We start from the raw sequence: 16,854 nt of genomic DNA, 5'->3' as shown, positions 1-16,854 counted from the left end.
CCTCCTCAACCAGCCAGCTCGCGCGACCGCCGGGCGGCGGCGGCGATGGCGGCGGTCATCACCGGCTGCATGCCTTCCGGCGCCATCAGGACCTCAAGGGCGGCCTGGGTGGTGCCATTCGGGCTGGTCACCGCCTTGCGCAGATCGGCGGCCTCCTGCTGCTGCGAGGCGTCGAGCAGGGCGCCGGCGCCGGACACGGTGGCGCGGGCCAGCCGCATCGCCAGATCGGCGGGCAGACCGGCGGCCTCGCCGGCCTTGGCCATCGCCTCGACCAGGAAGAAGACATAGGCCGGGCCGCTGCCGGACACGGCGGTGACGGGGTCCAGCAGCCCCTCGTCCTCGACCCAGGCGACGTCGCCGACGGCACGCAACAGGCGGTCGGACAGATCACGCTGGGCGGCGCTGACGCGGGCGTTCGGAACGGCGACGGTCATGCCGCGGCCGATGGCGGCCGGGGTGTTGGGCATGGAACGGACGACGACCGCCCCCTCCCCCAGCAGCCGCTCGAAATAAGCGATGGTCTTGCCGGCGGCGATCGACAGGAAGACGGTACCGGGGCGGACCAGGGCGCGGTAGGACGGCAGCGCCTCCTCCATCACCTGCGGCTTGACCGCCAGGACGATCACGTCGGGAACGAAGCCGGGCGGCAGGGCGTCGGTACCGGATGCCAGGGTGACGCGCGACTCGCCCGCCACCGACTGCGGCAGACCGGCGCGGTCGACCACCACGACGCGCGACGCGATCCCGGCGGCCAGCCAACCGTCCAGCATCGCCCCGCCCATCTTCCCGCAACCGACCAGCAGCAGCGACGCACCCGATTCCGCCGTCATGACCGTGACCTTCCCCTCGCTTGAGACTTCTTGTTTTTTACGCTTCGCCCATGGTGTCGAGAATGGCGGCGGACACCGCTTCGGACGCCGATTTTCCGCCCCAGATCACGAACTGGAAGGCGGGGTAGAAGCGCTCGCACTCCGACAGGGCGATCTCCACCAGATCCTCCAGCTGTTCCACCGCAGCGCCGCGCGAACCGCGCAGCAGCATGGTCTGGCGGAACATCGGCGTGTGCTCCTCCGAGCAAACGTCGAAATGGCCGAGCCACATGCGACCGTTGACCTCGGCCAGCAGTTCGGCGACGGCGGTGCGGCGGGCGGCCTGGACCTTCATGTCGAATTGGCAGGAGAACTGCATCGCGCTGACGTCCGGCTGCCAGACGAAATAAAGCCGGTAATCGCACCAGCGCCCGCCGATCTCGACGACCAGCTCGTCCTCGGTGGCGCGGTCGAAGGGCCATTCGTTGGCGGTGACGATCTCCTCGACCACGTCGAGCGGATTGTGGGCGGAAGTGGTGGTCTCTACGGCGACTGCCGACATGTGCGCGTCCTCCTGTGAAGGCGCTATGGGCGGTACCGTTCACCCGAACCGCAGCGACGCGCCGACGATGGCGCGCGGTCCGGGGCAATACCCCGAATATGATGAAAAGGCGGGCTGGGCCGAGGCCGTGCGAAGCGCTGCCGCGAACCATCCCGGCCGCAGGACGCGCCGCGGGATGACGGCGCGTGACGACGGGAGGGACGTCCGGTGTGTGCGGCGGCGCTGCCGCTCAGGGTGCCGGGGAGGCCTTGGTGTCGGGCTTGCCACCGCCTGCCGCGACAGGCTTGGCCGGCTCGGATTCGGCCACGGCGGGGACGCCGGCGGGCTCGACCACGACCGGCAGCGGTGCCTTCGCGGCGCTCAGCGATGCGACGGTGGCCTCCAACGCGGCAAGCCGCTCGGCCATCGCCTCCTGCTCCTCGCGGGCCTTGGCGGCCATGGCGCGGACAGCCTCGTATTCCTCGCGGCTGACGACGTCCATCCGTGACAGAACCCGTTCGAGCTGGGCCCGCAGTTGGCCTTCGGCCTCTTCGCGCAAGGACGAGAAGGCGCCGAGCGCGCCACCTGCCACACGGGCGAGGTCGTCCAAAATCCTGTTGTCCACCTGCATCGCTCTGACTTCCGGTTACCGTTCGTTCATTATGGACGCCACACGCCGCGACTTCAACGCCCTTGGAACGCCCATTGCCATGGGGACAGGACGTCATTTGGGCCGGGCCTTATTTGGCGGGCGGGGCTGCGTTGAAGTGGTCACGCAGGGCCTTCAGGTCCAGCGTCTGCGTCGGCGCGGACCAGAGACCTGCCATGCGCAGCGTCAGCGGCGGCAGATCGCCATCCGCCTTCACCGCCAGCGCCAACGCCAGATCCACCCGTTCGTCGGGAAGGGAGACCGTGCCGGTCAGCGTGCCGTCGGCCGGCGCGGTGGTCAGGCGGGCGTCCTCGGTGCGGATCACCCCCTTGTCGATGGCGAAGCGGGCGTCCAGCCGGTCCAGCTTGGTCTCACCACCCTGCAGCGCGCCGGCGACGGCGCCCAGCACCTCCTGCGTGCGCTCCGCCCCGGCGAGGCGGCTGCGCAGCGCGGTGAGATCGACGCCGCGCAGCACGCCGCCCGACGCCACCGCCCGTCCCCGGCCGGTCAGGCTGCTCAGCAGCGCGTCGCCTCGGCCGCTGCCCGACAGCGTCACGTCGAGATCGACCGTGCCGCCGCTGAGGCCAAGCCCGGCGAAGCCGGACAGCGCGCTGCCCATGTCGGCCTTGATGACGGTGAGGTCGGCGTCGAGCTTCGGCGCCTGCCCCGGCGCGGCGGCGAGCCGGCCGCTGAGGCCGATCTGGCCGCCCTGCCATTCGCCGTCCAGCTGCTCCAGGGTCGCGACGCCGTTGTCCAGGGTCGCACGCAACGCCGGCTGGACGATGCGCTGCCCCGCCACCGTCAGCGAGGTGGAGGTCAGGCCGAGACGCCCGTCCAGCGACCGCATCCAACCGAGATCGGCCAGTGGATCGGCGGGCGGCAGGTCGGCGGCGGGATCCGCTGCTGTGGTCGCGGTGCGGCCGGCGCCATCGCCGACCAGCGGCGCATTGCGCAGCCGGTCGAGATCGAGGTCGCCGGTCTGGATGTCGGCCTGGAAGGCGGTGCGCTCCGACTTGCGGTCGAGGGTCAGCTTGCCGCGAACGGGGATGCCGGCGACCAGCCCCTGGAGGTTCTTCAGGGCGGGGGATGCCGCATTGCCCGACAGTTCGCCGTAGAGGTCCAGCGGGCCATAGGCGCGGGCAAGACCGCTGTCGGTGAACAGGGCGGCGAGGCGGCCAATCTCCGGATGGGTCACGCGCAGCTTCAGGTCGGCCTCGGGCTTGCGGTCGAGGCCGAGCAGGGCGCCGCCGGCGTCGACCGTGCCGCCGAGCATGCCGGCCGAGGCCTCCACCGCCAGCCGCTCGCCATCGCCGGCCAGCCGGGCCTTGACGCTGACCGCGCCCAGACGTTCTGGAACCGGCAGGCCAGGCGGCCAGGACACGGCGCTGGGCAGACCGCCGAGCGACTGGGCCTGCGCCGCCAGGGCGAGGTTGACGCCGCGCAGCGGGATCAGGCTGGCGACCTGACCGTCGATCCGCGCCTGCAGACCGGCGATGTCGTCCACCTTGGCCTCGCGCACCGTCAGCGCGCCGGACGCGACCGTGGCGTCGAGGTGAATCCCCTGGACCGGCAGGCCGCCGACCGTCAGCTGGCCGACCCGCAGATCGAGGTTGGCATCGGCAAGGCCGAGAAGCCGCTGCGGGGTCTGGCCGCCGTCGGATGCGGCGGCGCGCGGAGCCGGCTGGGGCTGGGATGCGGGCTGCGTTGGAGTGGGATCAGCCGGCAGATAGCCGTCCAGGTTCAGGCGGTCGAGCTCCAGCCGCGCGCCGAAGGCCGGCCGGCCGCGGTCGACATAAGCGACGGCGCCGCTGAGCCGACTGCTGTCGAAGCGGAAATCCAGGCCCGACAGCTCGAAGCGGTCGGCATGGCCCTGCAGCCGGGCCGACAGCGAGGCGCGGCGCAGCCGGTCGGCCGGGACGCCGTGCGGAGCCAGCTTCGCCCATTCCAGCAGGGCGCGCAGGTTGTCGGCATTCGCCTCCATCCGCAGATCGAGCGTCGGCTGCCCGCCCGGCGTGGTCACTTCGCCTGCCGCGACGAAATCGGAACCGCCGGGCAGCAGCGCGCTGACCCGGTCGATGTTGAGCCGCCCGGCGGACAGGCTGGCCTCGATCCGGCCCTGGCGCACCACGCCGTGGTTGTAGCCGATGGCGTCGATGGCAACGTCCAGCTTCGCCTCCACGCCGGTCGGCAGCGCGAAGGACGGAAGTGATGCCTTGTCGCCCGAGGCGGCGCCGGCGACGGGAGCGGGCGCGCCCCGGCCGCTGCCGCCGCTGGCCGCTGTGCCATTGCGCCCGCCCTGGGCGAGCCAGGCATCGAGGTCCAGCCGATTGACGGCGAGGGTCAGTTCGGTGCGCGGAATCTCGCGCTTGGCCGGGTCGCCGGCGCGGAGCGTGGCGTTGCCGGTGGCCCGCGTGTCGCCCAGCTGCGCCTCAAGGCCGGAGAAGGTGGCGAGGCTGGTCCCCGCCTCCACCGTCGCGCGCAGGTTGAAGGACTGGCTCAGCGCCCCGGGAGCCCAGCCGGAGGCGGGAGCATCGACCAGCTTGGCGAAGTCGCTGCCCTCGGCGCGCAGGTCGCCCTGCACCTTGGACCCGCCGCCGGCGCCGCCGCCGGTCAGGATGCCGGCGAAGCGCAGGGTGGCGTCGGTGTGCGGCATCGACAGGGTGGCGCGCACCGGCACCGCCGCCCCCTCGGTGAAGCGGCCGGCGGTGGCCTCGCCATGCAGGGACAGGCCACGCAGGCGGAAATCGCCCTGGAGTTGGAAGGGGCCGTTCAGGCTGCCGGCGGCGATGCGGGCATTCAGCTTGTCGACCGTCTCGGTCCGGCCGTTGCGGTCGTCGCGGTAGATGATGGTGCCGTTGTCGATCATCACCTGATCGAAGCTGACGGCGGAGACCAGCCCCTCGGCGGCCCCCAGACCGTCACCGGTGCGGGGGCCGGCGGTGGACAGGTCCCAGTTGATGCGGCCGTCCTTCAGAACCTCCACCACGAAGATGGGCTCGACCAGCGCGATGCTCTCAACCTGGATGCGGCCGCCCAGCAGGGGACCGAGCGCCACCCGGGCGTCCAGCTTCTTCAGGCGCACCATGTCGGGTTCGGCGGCGCCGGCGGCATTGGCGAGCCGGGCGTCGCGCACGGTCAGGGCCGGTGACGGCAGCAGCGTGAAGCCGACGTCGCCATGCAACTCCACCTGCCGGCCGGTCGCCTGCGATACCCGCTCGGCGATGGCGCCCTTGTAGGCGTTCCAGTCGATAAGGCTAGGCGCCGCCAACAGCAGGCCGGCCAGAACCGCCAGTCCGGCCAGTGCAGCGATCAGGATCTTCTTCACCGGGTTTCCGCCTTCCCTGCGACCGGCCTTGTCGTCGGCCGCGCCCCTTTGCCACGTCGATACAAAGACTCGTTCCCCCACCCGCCGCACCGTCCGCTTCCGGTGCGCGCCGTCCTTCGGTAAGCTAGCGCCCGCAGAAGAAACAAGCAATTTGGGCAATCCCACGGCCAAGTCGGGGTCCGCCCGAATTTTTTCCGCGAAAATTCCCGTCCGCCGAGCGCCCCGACCGGCCGCGCGGCGCCCGAACCATTGAAATCAGCCACCGGAGACCGTGCCATGGGCGACGTGGTCAACCTCAACCGTTTCCGCAAGACCCGCGACAAGGCCGAGCGCGCCAAGGAAGCCGACGCGAATCGGGCCCGATTCGGCCGCACCAAGGCGGAGAAGGAACGCGACCGCAAGGAGGCCGAGCGGCGAACTCAGACGTTGGACGGGCATAAGCTGGACGGTGAGAACTAAAGTTCCAAGACCAAGGTACCGTAAAGACCAAGCTTCGGGGTCGGAATAACCTCTATTGATTTGTTACTATTGGGTACACCAATAGTTCCTTGTTGCGACTATCAGCGGGACTGTGTGAAAGTGCCCCCATGAGCGCCGGCGGGCGCGTGCCTTGGTTCAAGGGGAGGGCGTCATCATGGTCGACATGACCTCGTTTCGCGGACCGGTTCAAACGCCTCAGACGCACACGCCCACCCACGCCCCCGACTGGCTGCCGCCGATCCGGACGGTCGAGATGGACCGCCCCTGGGTCTGGCTGGCATCGGCCTGGCGGGACATGATGGCGGCACCGGGCATCAGCTTCGCCTATGGCGCGCTGGCGGTGATTTCCAGCCTGGTCCTGGTGGTCGGACTGGCGATGTTGGACATGGAGTATCTCCTGCTGCCGATGGCGGCGGGCTTCATGCTCGTCGGCCCGCTGTTTGCGGTGGGGCTGTACGAGACCAGCCGCCTGCTGGAGCTGGGGGAACGGCCGACCTTCGGCAAGGTGGGCGCCGCCTATCGCCGCAACGGGGTGCAGATCGCAGGCGTCGGTCTGGTCCTGATGCTGGCGATGCTGGCCTGGATCCGCGTCGCCTTCCTGATCTTCGCCCTGTTCTTCTCGGGCGAACCGCCGGCGCTGGACCAGTTGGTCGACCGCATCTTCTTCTCGGCGGAGACCATTCCGTTCCTGCTGACCGGAACGGTGTTCGGTGGGATCATCGCCACCGCGGTGTTCTCCATCGCCGTGGTGTCGGTGCCAATGCTGCTGGACCGCGAGACCGACGTCTTCACCGCCATGGCGACCAGCATCGCCGTGGTGCGCGCCAACATCAAGCCGATGATCGCCTGGGCCTTCCTGATCGCCCTGTTCATGAGCGCCGGGATGGTCACCGGCTTCCTCGGGTTGGCGATCGCCCTGCCGGTGATCGGGCATGCGTCGTGGCACTGCTACCGCGATCTGGTCGGCATCCGGCGGTAAGGGACTGCACGATAAGTGACAGGCAGCGTGAAAAGCCCTCTCCCCGGTGGGAGAGGGCTTTTTTCATCCCTTCCTGAAGAACGCCTCGGCCGCCGATTTCTGTGCCTGCTTGGCGGCGATGGCGGCGCGGGCGCGGTCGATTTCCGCCTCCAGCGTGGCGATGTAGGCCTCGATCTCGGCCACGCCCATCACGGTCAGGTCCTTGGGCGCCGGCTTGGCCTTGCGCGGTTCCAGATCCTCGAAACGGTCGTCGATGGCCATGCTGTGGGTCCCTTCCCTGCCGCGTGGTTCGCCTTGTCAGGCCGGTCCGGCAAATCTACCTTTCGCACCGGACAATGCCAACGTGTCGGTGCCGTCAGGCGCCGGAACGGACAGACAAAAATGGAAGGGACGACCGCCATGGGCTTGAGCCTGCCCGACAGCATGCGCTGCGTCGAGATCACCCAGCCCGGAGGGCCGGAAGTGCTGCGCCCGACCCGCCGCCCGGCGCCGGTGCCCGGTCCCGGCGAAATTCTGGTGGAGGTCGCCGCCGCCGGGGTGAACCGTCCCGACACGCTGCAGCGCCAGGGCCGCTACGACCCGCCGCCGGGCGCGTCCGACCTGCCGGGGCTGGAGCTGTCCGGCACGGTGATCGCCATCGGCGAGGGGGTGGAGGACTGGGCCAGCGGCGACAAGGTCTGCGCGCTGGTGGCCGGCGGCGGCTATGCCGAATATTGCGTGGTGCCGGCGGTGCAGGCCCTGCCGATCCCCTCCCCGCTGTCGATGGTCGAGGCGGCGGCGGTGCCGGAGACCTTCTTCACCGTCTGGACCAATGTGTTCGAGCGCGGCGCCCTGAAACGCGGCGAGACCCTGCTGATCCATGGCGGGTCGAGCGGCATCGGCACCACGGCGATCCAGCTTGCCAAGGCCTTCGGCGCCACCGTGTTCACCACCGCGGGCAGCGACGACAAGTGCCGCGCCTGCGAGGAACTCGGCGCCGACCGGGCCATCAACTACAAGTCCGAGGATTTCGTCGCGGTGATCCGCGAGGCGACCGGCGGGCGCGGCGTCGATGTGGTGCTGGACATGGTCGGCGGCGATTACATCGCCCGCGACATCGACATCATGGCGGTGGACGGCCGCCACGTCTCCATCGCCTTCCTGCAGGGCGCCAAGGTGTCGCTGAACATGGCGCCGGTGATGACCAAGCGGCTGACGCTGACCGGATCGACGCTGCGCGCCCGGCCGGTGGCGGAGAAGGGCCGCATCGCCGCGGCGTTGCGCGAGCATGTCTGGCCGCTGCTGGAGTCCGGCGGCATCAAGCCGCAGATCCACGCCACCTTCCCGCTGGAACAGGCCGACGAGGCGCACCGGCTGATGGAAAGCAGCGCGCATATCGGCAAGATCGTACTGACGGTGGGGCCGGAGGCGGCCTGATTTTGCGCTTTTCTTCGCCGACAGGGCGCCGTCGGGCTTGCCATAAGCAGGCAAGACAGGTTAGCAGAGGCGAGCGGGCGGCCGGGATTTCCCGGTGCGCCTGCGCAAGCATGCTTACGCGGACCGGTATTCGCCCTATATCGTGGTGACGAGAATGGGGCGGCCGCCACGGGGGTCACCCTGGGGCCGCGAAGCCGCCCCCGCGCCGCACAACCAGTTCGAACGACCGGCCGCACCACCCGCCAGCGGGTGCGACCGGTGAAGAGTTTGTCAGGAGGGATGATGGCACTGCCCTTGATGCCGAAAGCGACAGCCGTCTGGCTGGTCGAGAACACGTCCTTGTCCTTCGAGCAGATCGCCGCCTTCTGCGGCATGCATTCGCTGGAAGTCCAGGCCATCGCCGACGGCGAGGTCGCGGTCGGCATGGTGGGGCTGGACCCCATCGCCAACGGCCAGCTGACCAAACAGGAAATCGAGCGCTGCGAGAAGAACCAGGACCTGCGCCTGAAGCTTCTGGTCGCCGACCTGCCGCAGGTCGCCTCCCGGTCCAAGGGCCCGCGCTATACCCCGATCACCAAGCGCGGCGACAAGCCCGACGCCATCGCCTGGCTGCTGAAGCACCATCCGGAGCTGTCGGACGCCCAGATCTGCCGCCTGATCGGCACCACCAAGCCGACCATCGCCGCGGTGCGCGACCGCACCCACTGGAACGTCGCCAACATCAAGCCGCGCGGCCCGGTGATGCTGGGCCTCTGCTCGCAGCGCGAGCTGGAAGAGGCGCTGGCCCTGGCCATCCGCCGCGGCGGCGTGCCCCGCCCGCCGGAGGAAGCCGCCGAGGACTTCTACGGCGAGAACCGCGACGACGACCGCTATTCCGAACAGGAAGACGCGCACTGAGGGTGGGTGTCCCTCTCCCGGCCTGGCAACCCTCTCCCCCCGGGGAGAGGGCTGGGTGAGGGGGAGGCACAGGTTGGATTCTCGGGTACGGTACGCCGCACATCCCCCTCACCCTAACCCTCTCCCCGGGGGGGAGAGGGGATATGTCGCATGTTGGGAGAGGGCACGGAAAACCCCATGACCGATCCCACCACCTCTCCGCCCCGGCTCGTCGTCGGCATCAGCGGCGCGTCGGGGGTGATCTATGGCATCCGCATGCTGCAGACGCTGCGGCGGATCGGCGTCGAATCGCATCTGGTCGTCAGCCGCTCCGCCGAGGTCACGCTGGCGCATGAAACTGCCATGAAGGTGGCGGAACTGCGGGCGCTGGCCGATGTCAGCTATGCCGCCGCCGATATCGGCGCGGCGGTGTCCAGCGGCAGTTTCCGCACGCTGGGCATGGTGGTCGCCCCCTGCTCCGTCCGCACGATGAGCGAGATCGCCAGCGGCGTCACCTCCACCCTGCTGACGCGGGCGGCCGACGTGGCGCTGAAGGAGCGGCGGCGGCTGGTGCTGATGGTGCGGGAGACGCCGCTGCATCTGGGCCATCTGCGCACCATGACCGCGCTGGCGGAAATGGGCGCGGTGATCGCGCCGCCGGTGCCGGCCTTCTACGCCAAGCCGCAGAGCATCGACGATCTGGTCGACCATTCGGTGGGGCGGGTGCTGGACCTGTTCGGGCTGGACGCCGGCAACCTGCGGCGGTGGGGCGAACGGCCGGAGGAGGCCTGACCGGCCGCCGCCGCGGATCGCTTGTTGCGGTACCGCCCAACAGGCGGCTTGGTGCGCGGGCGCAATGCCGCTATACCGCTGTCAATGAATCATGATGCGGAGCCGGCACAGCCGCCGGCCGGCAGCAACGGGAACAGGCCGACCATGCCCTTCAGCAGCAAACCGAGCGAGCCCATCCGCCAGCTACTGGCCGGCATCAAGTCCTTCCGCGCCCGCTATTACGAGCGGCGTCCCGACAGCATGCGGCAACTGGTGACCGAAGGGCAGCACCCGGAGGTGCTGGTGATCGGCTGCTCCGACAGCCGTGTCGATCCCGCCCTGCTGACCACGGCGGAGCCGGGCGAGCTGTTCGTCGTGCGTAACGTCGCCAACCTCGTCCCGCCCTACCAGCCCGACGGCGCCTATCACGGCACCTCGGCCGCGATCGAATATGCGGTCAAGTCGCTGAAGGTGTCGGAGATCATCGTGCTGGGCCATGCCCAGTGCGGCGGCATCCAGGGCCTGATCCGGCTGCGCGCCGGGCAGAAGTCGGGGGACGATTTCATTTCCCCCTGGGTATCCATCGCCGGTTCGGCGCTCGACCCCTATGTCGGGCCGGAAGGCTCCGAACAGGCGCGGGCGGATGCGGAAAAGCTGCAGAGCACCCCGGCGGTGATCGAACGGGCTGCGGTCCGCGCGTCGGTCGACAATTTGATGACCTTCCCCTTCGTGCGCGAAGGGGTGGAAGCCGGCACGCTGAACATCCATGGCTGGTGGTTCGACATCCAGACCGGCGAGATGTGGGCGATCAATCCCACCACCCGCCTGTTCCAGCCGTTCGAGTAAGCATCGGCCGAAACGCCGGCGCGGGAATTTACCGGCGCCCTGCCCTGTTGAAGGCGAAGGAACGCTTTTTCTTCGCCATCACCAACCGGGAAGGGAATGCCATGAAGACCGCACTTCGAGTCCTTGTTATCGCCGCCGTGCCGCTGGCGCTCGCCGCCTGCAACCAGACCAGCAGCAGCGGTAGCGGCGGCGGCCTGTTCGGCGGCAGCGGCGGCGGGCTGTTCGGGTCGGGAGGTTCCGATTCGTCCTATGCCCGCAACGGCCGCTGCGACGATCCGCGCTACAACACCTCCAACGGCGGCCATGCCGAGGCCGGGACCGACGATTACGACTGCTCGCGCTACGGCAACGGACTGAAGCGCTGAGCCGACACCGCCAGTTCCGCGGCCATGCGTCCGGCGACCGACGACCAGTCGCCGGGCGCCGGCTGCCGGAACAGGCGGGCGGTCGGATACCAGGGGCTGTCGTCACGGCCGGTCAGCCAGCGCCAATCGGGCGAGAAGGGCAACGCCAGCCACAGCGGCACGCCGAGTGCCCCGGCCAGATGCGCCGGCCCGGTGCAGGACGACACCACAATGTCCAGGTTCGCCATGATCGCCGCGGTGTCGGCGAAGTCGGCGATCTCCGGCCCCAGATCGGCGAAACTGTCCGGCAGGACGGCGTCGGCAAGGTCGGCGCGGCCCGGACCCATCTGCAAGCCGTAGAAGCGGCAGCCCGGCACGTCGAGCAGCCCGCGCAGGCCGGCCAACTTGGGTGAGCGCTCCCCATCGCCGGGAAAGCGCGGGTTGCCGGCCCAGACCAGCCCGACACGCAGCACGGCATGCGCCCCCAGCCGGTCGCGCCAGCGGGCGACCCTCACGGGATCGGGGCGCAGATAGGGGATATCGGCCGGCACGCCGTCCACGACGGTGGCGAAGGCGCGCGGCAGGCTCATCAGCGGGCATTCGAGGTCGAAGGGCGGCAACGGGTCGCCGCGGGCGATGACCTGCGCCGCGCCCTCCACGCCCTGTATCAGCGGCAACAGGGGGCGCTGCACCTCCAGCACCACCCGGCCGCCGAGGGCCACCACCAGCGGGACATAGCGCAGGAACTGCAGCGTGTCGCCCAACCCCTGCTCGGCATAGAGCAGGATGGTCCGGCCGTTCAGCGGCTCGCCGCGCCATGTCGGCTGATTGAGGCGGCGCCAGGGCGGTTCGGCACGGTCGTCATGGCGGCGCCAGTCGAACTCCGGCCAGCCGCGCGCGTAATCGCCAGCCATCAGACAGGCGAAGCCGAGATTCCAATGCAGGCCGGCATCCTGCGGCCGATCGGCCAGAGCACGGTCGAAGTCGGCAGCCGCCTCCGTCGGGCGGGCCATGGCGATCAGAGCGGTGCCGCGCGCCGCGTACAGGGACGAGTTTGGCGAGGAGCCGGGCTGCAACCGCTCGGCCGCCGCGAATGCCTCCAGCGACTCCGGGAAGCGGCCGAGCTTGGCCAGGACGGCGCCCAGCACCTCCCACGCCTCGCCGGCATTCCGGTCGAGCGCCAGCGAATCGCGGGCGGCGGTCTCCGCCTCCGCCCAGCGGCGTTGCGCGGCCAGCGTGGCGGCCAGGGTCGCATGCGCGACGGCGGAACGGGCGTTCAGGCGGAGCGAACGACGGGCGCAGCGCTCGGCCGACGCGGGATCGCCGGACGACAGCAGGGCGGCTGCCCGGTTCGCCAGCGCGTCGGCATGGCCGGGCGCCAGAGCGAGCGCCTTGTCGGTGGCGAGAAGTGCAGCCTCCGCCTGCCCCAACCGGCGCAGGGCACCGGCACGGCTGGCTTGGGCATCGGCAAGGTCGGGCAGCAGGCGCAGTGCCCGGCCATAGAGCCGCACCGCGCCATCAAGGGTGCCGGCCGACTGCTCAACCCCGGCGAGGTTGGACAGGCCGCCGGCCCCGTCGGGACGCAACGCCACCGCAAGGCGCAGGATGCGGCCGGCCGCACCGAACCGGCAGGTCTGGGCGGCGAGCACGCCCAGCAGTTCCATGGCGTCGGCATGTTCCGGATCGGCGTTGAGGATTCGGCGATAAATATCCTCCGCCTCCGCCATCCGGCCCGCCTGATGGTGGTCGAGGGCGATCAGCAGGGCCTGCGACAAAGTGACCATCGGGACTCTTGCGGGTTGGCGGGCGTGCTGCCCGGATCCAGATCATGCCCCGGCGCCCCCTCCGCGGTCCAGCCGGGCACAGTCGGAAATCGTCGCAAACGGTCACAGATTCGGGATTTTCCCTGGATTGTCATGAGGCTGACGCATCGCTATTGTCCGCGCCGCATTCCTGAGGAGCGGATCATGACCTCCCGCCCAATCCGGGCACTTTGCCAGTTCGGCCTCCGCCGGGGCCAATCCGGCCTCCGCCGGGTCACTCTCGCCGCCGCCCTGATGCTGGGGTTCGGTATCGGTGCCGCCCAGGCCAATGAAGGCGCCAAGTCGAACGGCTGCCCGTGGGCGCAGGACGTGACGCTGGAGATCAACGGCAAGACCCTGACGCTGAAGCAGGACGTCTTCACCACCACCAGCGCGGAACCGATCGAGATCGAGTCCTTCAAGGTGGTTCCGCTGGTCGACCAGTTGAAGCTGCGCATCATCGGCCCGAAGGGGCGCGAGTGGGAAGCGGCGCTGACCCGGCTGGTCAGCGGCAAGCGTTGCAGCGCCTTCTATGCGGGCAAGCCGGTGCTGGTGTCGAACACGGTGCGCAATCCGGACGAGCTGATTCTGAACAGGTAGGGGGGCTTCGCTTTTTGCGGAGTTAGACCCCCACCCTGATTCCGTTATTCCAACACCCCCACCAGTTCCTCCAGCGCGGGATCGCCGCCCGGCACCAGCAGCGCCATGTTGGCGGCGGCCAGAGCCACGCTGCCGCCCGGCTGCGGCAGGAACCCGCCGGCGGCGAACAGGCGATCCTGCTGGACACGCTCGGCCTCCAGTTCGGCGGCCTTCATGCGGCGGTAAAGGGCGTCGTCCTCTGCCTTGGCGCGGCGGCGCAGGGCGCGCAACGGGCGTACCATCTCCTCGCGCCAGCCGGACACCGCGCCATCGATGCGGGCGAGGTCCCCGGCGGACAGGCGGACGCCGCACTCCAGCCCGACCCAGGCGGCGAACAGCAGAACGTTCACGTCCACCCCGCGCCAGTCCTGCAGGGCCAGACAGCAGGCGGGCACCCCCGGCCGTCCGTAGACGGCCAGGGAGAAGTCCCAGAACGGGTTCGCCGACATCGCGCCTGTCATCGTCCTCGTCAGTCGCCGAAGCTGATGTTCAGGCCGCGGGCCGTCTTCACCAGCGCGCCGTCCAGCTCGACGCAGGAGTAATGCTCGATCGCCTCGGTGATCGGCACGTCGATGACGCCACGGTTGGCCCAAGCGACCATGCGATTGAACTTGCCCTCCGCGATCAGGTCGACGGCATGGACGCCGAAGGCCGAGGCGATCAGGCGGTCGCGCGGGCTGGGCATGCTGCCGCGCTGGACATGGCCGAGCACGGTGACGCGGGTCTCGGCCCCGGTGGCGTCGGCGATCTTCTCGCCGATGTAGTCGCCGATGCCGCCATAGCGCTTCTCGCCGCCCTGGAGGATCTTCTTGACGCCGGTTCCTTCCAGGGTCTTCACCGCCTCCGACACCACGACCAGGGCGAAGTTGCGGCCGGAGTCGCGGACGTTCTGGATCTTGGCGGCGATGCTTTCGATCGAATAGGGGATTTCCGGGATCAGGATCACGTCGGCCCCGCCGGCGATGCCGGCCGCCAGCGCGATGTGGCCGGCGTCGCGGCCCATCACCTCCAGAACCATCACGCGATGGTGGCTGGCTGCGGTCGGCTGCAGGCGGTCCAGCGCCTCCACCGCCACGGCGACGGCGGTGTCGTAGCCGACCGACACCTCGGTCTTGCCCAGGTCGTTGTCGATGGTCTTGGGCACGCCCACCATCGGGAAGCCGCCCTTCTGCGCCAGCTTGTGCAGGATGGCGAAGCTGCCGTCACCGCCGATGCCGATCAGCGCGTCCAGGCCGAGTTCGCGGTAGCCGCCGATGATCTCGTCGGAACGGTCCTTCAGCGTGCCGTCGGGCATCGGATAGGCGAAGGGGTCGCCGCGGTTGGTCGTGCCCAGGATGGTGCCGCCCTGGCGCATCATGTGGCCGTCGACACAGCCGAGGTCGAGCGTCTGGTACTGCACCGGGCGCTGGAGCAGTCCCTGGGTGCCTTCCTTGATCCCCAGCACCTGCCAGCCATAGCCGGTGGCGCGGTGAACCACCGCACGGATGACCGCGTTCAACCCGGCGCAATCGCCGCCGCTGGTCAGGATGCCGATACGCTTGCCGGCTTTAATTGGGGCAGTCATTGAGGGTTTCCCGTCCCGTTCGCCTGTTCATTGAAATGGAACACCATGTTACCGGAAAGGGCGTTTCCCGCAATCATTGCCGGTATCCGCAAAGGAGGCATCGGGCCGATCCCTCGCCGCGGTGATATCCCGGATGGCCAAAGGACCGAACCGGCGGTTTGGCGGTGCCGTGCCGCTGGATTTCTGGTATAGTCCGGCCCGCCCAGCCAACGGGTTACCCGCAAGAGCACCCCCGATCCACCCGGGGCAACGGCCATTCCTAACGGGCGCGATGAACGAGCAAGAGATTTTGAAGGAAAAGCTGGCGAGCTTGCGCAGCGAGCACCGCGACCTGGACGACGTCATCGCCCGGCTGGTCGAACGCGCGCCCTATGACCAGTTGCAGATGCAGCGGCTGAAAAAGCGCAAGCTGATGCTGAAGGACCAGATCATGGTCCTGGAGAGCCGGCTGCTGCCGGACATCATTGCTTAACCATACGGGCCTTTGGGCGTCATCCCCGCGAAGGCGGGGATCCAGGCTGCCGGATCAAGCGCTTGGAAAGACTGGATTCCCGCCTTCGCGGGGATGACGGTTTCCCTGATGGGAAAGCCCCCTCAGTCCTTCTTGGGCACGGTGAAGAACTGGATGCCCATCTGGAAGCTGCGGGCGATGTTCTCGGCCTTGCCAATCAGGAAGTTGGCACCTTCGGCGGGCAGGACCTCGTGGGCGGTCTCGCGGAACAGGCCGAGCCAGCGCTCGAAATGCGGCGGCTCCAGCCCAAGCGAGATGTGGACCGGCATCGGGCGGCCGTCGTAACGCTGGGTCAGCAGGGCGATGGACGACCAGAAATTCATCATCTTGCGCAGATGCGGTTCCCAATCGGTGATGGCGCGGCCGAAGATCGGACCGAGTTCCTCATCCTTCATGATCTTGCCGTAGAAGGTCCGCACCAGCGTCTCGATCGACGCCTCGTTGATGCCGACGGTGGCCATCCGTTCCTCCGCCATCGCGGCGCGGATGTCGCGGTGCTCTTTGCGTCGGTCGTCGTTGGAGTCTTCGTTGGGAGCGGCGTCGGTCATGCGATGGGTCCGGTTCCGGGAATGAGCAGGGTCTATCCAGTCCATATATGACGGCACCATAGGTGGAACCATGTTCCATCGGAAGGGCCGGAATGTCGCAGCCGCAGGCCCGGATTCGTCGTGGCCGGAGGAGGCGGAGCGGCGGCGCCTCTGGACAGGCGCCCGACTCTTCCTATAATGCGCCGCTTTCCGGACCTTGAGGAAAGCGCCAGGCCGTGACCGCCGATCACTCCCCGAACAGCACCCCTTCGGCTGACGGCGCCCAGCCGCTGGTCGGCATCATCATGGGCAGCCAGTCCGATTGGACGACGATGAAGCATGCCGCCGACACGCTGGCGGCGCTGGGCGTTCCGCACGAGGTCCGCATCGTTTCCGCCCACCGCACCCCGCACCGGCTGGTGGAATACGCCACCACCGCCAAGGCGCGCGGGCTGAAGGTGGTGATCGCCGGGGCCGGCGGCGCCGCCCACCTGCCGGGCATGGCCGCGTCGATGACGCCGCTGCCGGTCTTCGGCGTTCCGGTCGAAAGCCACGCGCTGAAGGGCATGGACAGCCTGCTGTCGATCGTGCAGATGCCGGGCGGCGTCCCGGTCGGCACGCTGGCCATCGGCAAGGCCGGCGCCATCAACGCCGCCCTGCTGGCCGGCTCGGTTATCGCGCTGATGGACCCGGCGGTGGCCGAGGCACTGGACGGCTGGCGCGCCCGCCAGACCGCCGCAGTGGCCGAGGCCCCCGTAGACGATCCCGCCTGACA

19 protein-coding genes are annotated in these 16,854 nt (G+C 69.3%); 10 read left to right on the top strand and 9 right to left on the bottom strand.

Annotation, left to right across the window (positions count from 1 at the left end; all coding sequences use genetic code 11):
* Positions 1-5 precede the first annotated feature (5 nt).
* From proC to TSO5_RS01755, 4 genes are all read right to left on the bottom strand, one after another.
* Positions 6-830 carry a pyrroline-5-carboxylate reductase gene (proC, locus tag TSO5_RS01770; protein WP_109149968.1) on the bottom strand — a complete coding sequence of 275 codons (825 nt, stop codon included), beginning with the start codon at positions 828-830 and terminating at the stop codon, positions 6-8.
* Positions 831-867: 37 nt separating this feature from the next.
* Positions 868-1,371, bottom strand: a complete 504-nt coding sequence (locus tag TSO5_RS01765) for a YbjN domain-containing protein (RefSeq protein ID WP_085089634.1) — start codon at positions 1,369-1,371, stop codon at positions 868-870.
* Positions 1,372-1,600: 229 nt separating this feature from the next.
* Positions 1,601-1,981, bottom strand: coding sequence for an accessory factor UbiK family protein (locus TSO5_RS01760; protein WP_109149967.1), 381 nt, complete (start codon positions 1,979-1,981; stop codon positions 1,601-1,603).
* A gap of 109 nt (positions 1,982-2,090) precedes the next feature.
* Positions 2,091-5,324: an AsmA family protein gene (locus TSO5_RS01755; protein WP_109149966.1), complete on the bottom strand. Its 3,234-nt coding sequence runs from the start codon at positions 5,322-5,324 to the stop codon at positions 2,091-2,093.
* 276 nt (positions 5,325-5,600) lie between these two features.
* Here TSO5_RS01755 and TSO5_RS01750 point away from each other — a divergent pair, with 276 nt between their 5' ends.
* Both TSO5_RS01750 and TSO5_RS01745 read left to right on the top strand, forming a co-directional pair.
* Positions 5,601-5,783, top strand: a complete 183-nt coding sequence (locus TSO5_RS01750) for a DUF4169 family protein (RefSeq protein ID WP_109149965.1) — start codon at positions 5,601-5,603, stop codon at positions 5,781-5,783.
* Positions 5,784-5,958: 175 nt separating this feature from the next.
* Positions 5,959-6,783, top strand: a complete 825-nt coding sequence (locus TSO5_RS01745; protein WP_109149964.1) for a DUF2189 domain-containing protein — start codon at positions 5,959-5,961, stop codon at positions 6,781-6,783.
* A 63-nt stretch (positions 6,784-6,846) separates the two neighbouring features.
* Here the strand turns inward: TSO5_RS01745 and TSO5_RS01740 are convergent, their stop codons facing one another.
* Positions 6,847-7,044, bottom strand: coding sequence for a DUF1192 family protein (locus TSO5_RS01740; RefSeq protein ID WP_109073099.1), 198 nt, complete (start codon positions 7,042-7,044; stop codon positions 6,847-6,849).
* A gap of 138 nt (positions 7,045-7,182) precedes the next feature.
* Between TSO5_RS01740 and TSO5_RS01735 the strand changes: the two genes are divergently transcribed.
* The 5 genes from TSO5_RS01735 to TSO5_RS01710 all read left to right on the top strand — a co-directional run bounded on the left by TSO5_RS01735 (position 7,183) and on the right by TSO5_RS01710 (position 11,057).
* Positions 7,183-8,199: an NAD(P)H-quinone oxidoreductase gene (locus tag TSO5_RS01735; RefSeq protein ID WP_109149992.1), complete on the top strand. Its 1,017-nt coding sequence runs from the start codon at positions 7,183-7,185 to the stop codon at positions 8,197-8,199.
* Positions 8,200-8,481: 282 nt separating this feature from the next.
* The gene (locus TSO5_RS01730) at positions 8,482-9,096 is read left to right on the top strand and encodes a DUF1013 domain-containing protein (RefSeq protein WP_109073098.1); all 615 of its coding nucleotides are present in this window, start codon (positions 8,482-8,484) and stop codon (positions 9,094-9,096) included.
* Between the two features lie 177 nt (positions 9,097-9,273).
* Positions 9,274-9,867, top strand: coding sequence for a UbiX family flavin prenyltransferase (locus TSO5_RS01720; RefSeq protein WP_109149963.1), 594 nt, complete (start codon positions 9,274-9,276; stop codon positions 9,865-9,867).
* Between the two features lie 144 nt (positions 9,868-10,011).
* Positions 10,012-10,692 carry a carbonic anhydrase gene (locus TSO5_RS01715; RefSeq protein ID WP_109149962.1) on the top strand — a complete coding sequence of 227 codons (681 nt, stop codon included), beginning with the start codon at positions 10,012-10,014 and terminating at the stop codon, positions 10,690-10,692.
* 101 nt (positions 10,693-10,793) lie between these two features.
* Positions 10,794-11,057 carry a hypothetical protein gene (locus tag TSO5_RS01710; RefSeq protein ID WP_146203655.1) on the top strand — a complete coding sequence of 88 codons (264 nt, stop codon included), beginning with the start codon at positions 10,794-10,796 and terminating at the stop codon, positions 11,055-11,057.
* On the opposite strand, the gene TSO5_RS01705 is transcribed toward TSO5_RS01710, so the two are convergent.
* Positions 11,033-12,820 (bottom strand): tetratricopeptide repeat protein, encoded by a 1,788-nt coding sequence (locus TSO5_RS01705; protein WP_109149960.1) that lies wholly within the window; start codon positions 12,818-12,820, stop codon positions 11,033-11,035. The genes TSO5_RS01710 and TSO5_RS01705 overlap by 25 nt on opposite strands.
* 183 nt (positions 12,821-13,003) lie before the next feature.
* Between TSO5_RS01705 and TSO5_RS01700 the strand changes: the two genes are divergently transcribed.
* A complete protein-coding gene (locus TSO5_RS01700) occupies positions 13,004-13,438 on the top strand; it encodes a hypothetical protein (protein ID WP_109149959.1) in 435 nt (144 codons plus the stop codon).
* A gap of 44 nt (positions 13,439-13,482) precedes the next feature.
* Here the strand turns inward: TSO5_RS01700 and TSO5_RS01695 are convergent, their stop codons facing one another.
* Both TSO5_RS01695 and TSO5_RS01690 read right to left on the bottom strand, forming a co-directional pair.
* On the bottom strand, positions 13,483-13,926 hold the full coding sequence (locus tag TSO5_RS01695) for a TIGR02444 family protein (protein ID WP_109149958.1): 444 nt from the start codon (positions 13,924-13,926) through the stop codon (positions 13,483-13,485).
* 20 nt (positions 13,927-13,946) lie between these two features.
* Positions 13,947-15,041: an ATP-dependent 6-phosphofructokinase gene (locus TSO5_RS01690; RefSeq protein ID WP_109149957.1), complete on the bottom strand. Its 1,095-nt coding sequence runs from the start codon at positions 15,039-15,041 to the stop codon at positions 13,947-13,949.
* 271 nt (positions 15,042-15,312) lie between these two features.
* Here TSO5_RS01690 and TSO5_RS01685 point away from each other — a divergent pair, with 271 nt between their 5' ends.
* Positions 15,313-15,513, top strand: coding sequence for a DUF465 domain-containing protein (locus tag TSO5_RS01685; protein WP_085089646.1), 201 nt, complete (start codon positions 15,313-15,315; stop codon positions 15,511-15,513).
* A 122-nt stretch (positions 15,514-15,635) separates the two neighbouring features.
* Here TSO5_RS01685 and TSO5_RS01680 read toward each other — a convergent pair whose 3' ends face one another.
* Positions 15,636-16,100 carry a group III truncated hemoglobin gene (locus TSO5_RS01680; RefSeq protein WP_247870532.1) on the bottom strand — a complete coding sequence of 155 codons (465 nt, stop codon included), beginning with the start codon at positions 16,098-16,100 and terminating at the stop codon, positions 15,636-15,638.
* A gap of 215 nt (positions 16,101-16,315) precedes the next feature.
* On the opposite strand from TSO5_RS01680, the gene purE reads away from it, so the two are divergent.
* Positions 16,316-16,852, top strand: coding sequence for a 5-(carboxyamino)imidazole ribonucleotide mutase (gene purE, locus TSO5_RS01675; protein WP_109149956.1), 537 nt, complete (start codon positions 16,316-16,318; stop codon positions 16,850-16,852).
* The last annotated feature ends 2 nt before the right edge of the window (positions 16,853-16,854 follow it).

The organism is Azospirillum sp. TSO5 (genome assembly GCF_003116065.1).
Classification (GTDB): Bacteria; Pseudomonadota; Alphaproteobacteria; order Azospirillales; family Azospirillaceae; genus Azospirillum.
Note: the sequence above shows the minus strand (reverse complement) of the source record. Positions and strands in the feature narration are given on the sequence as shown.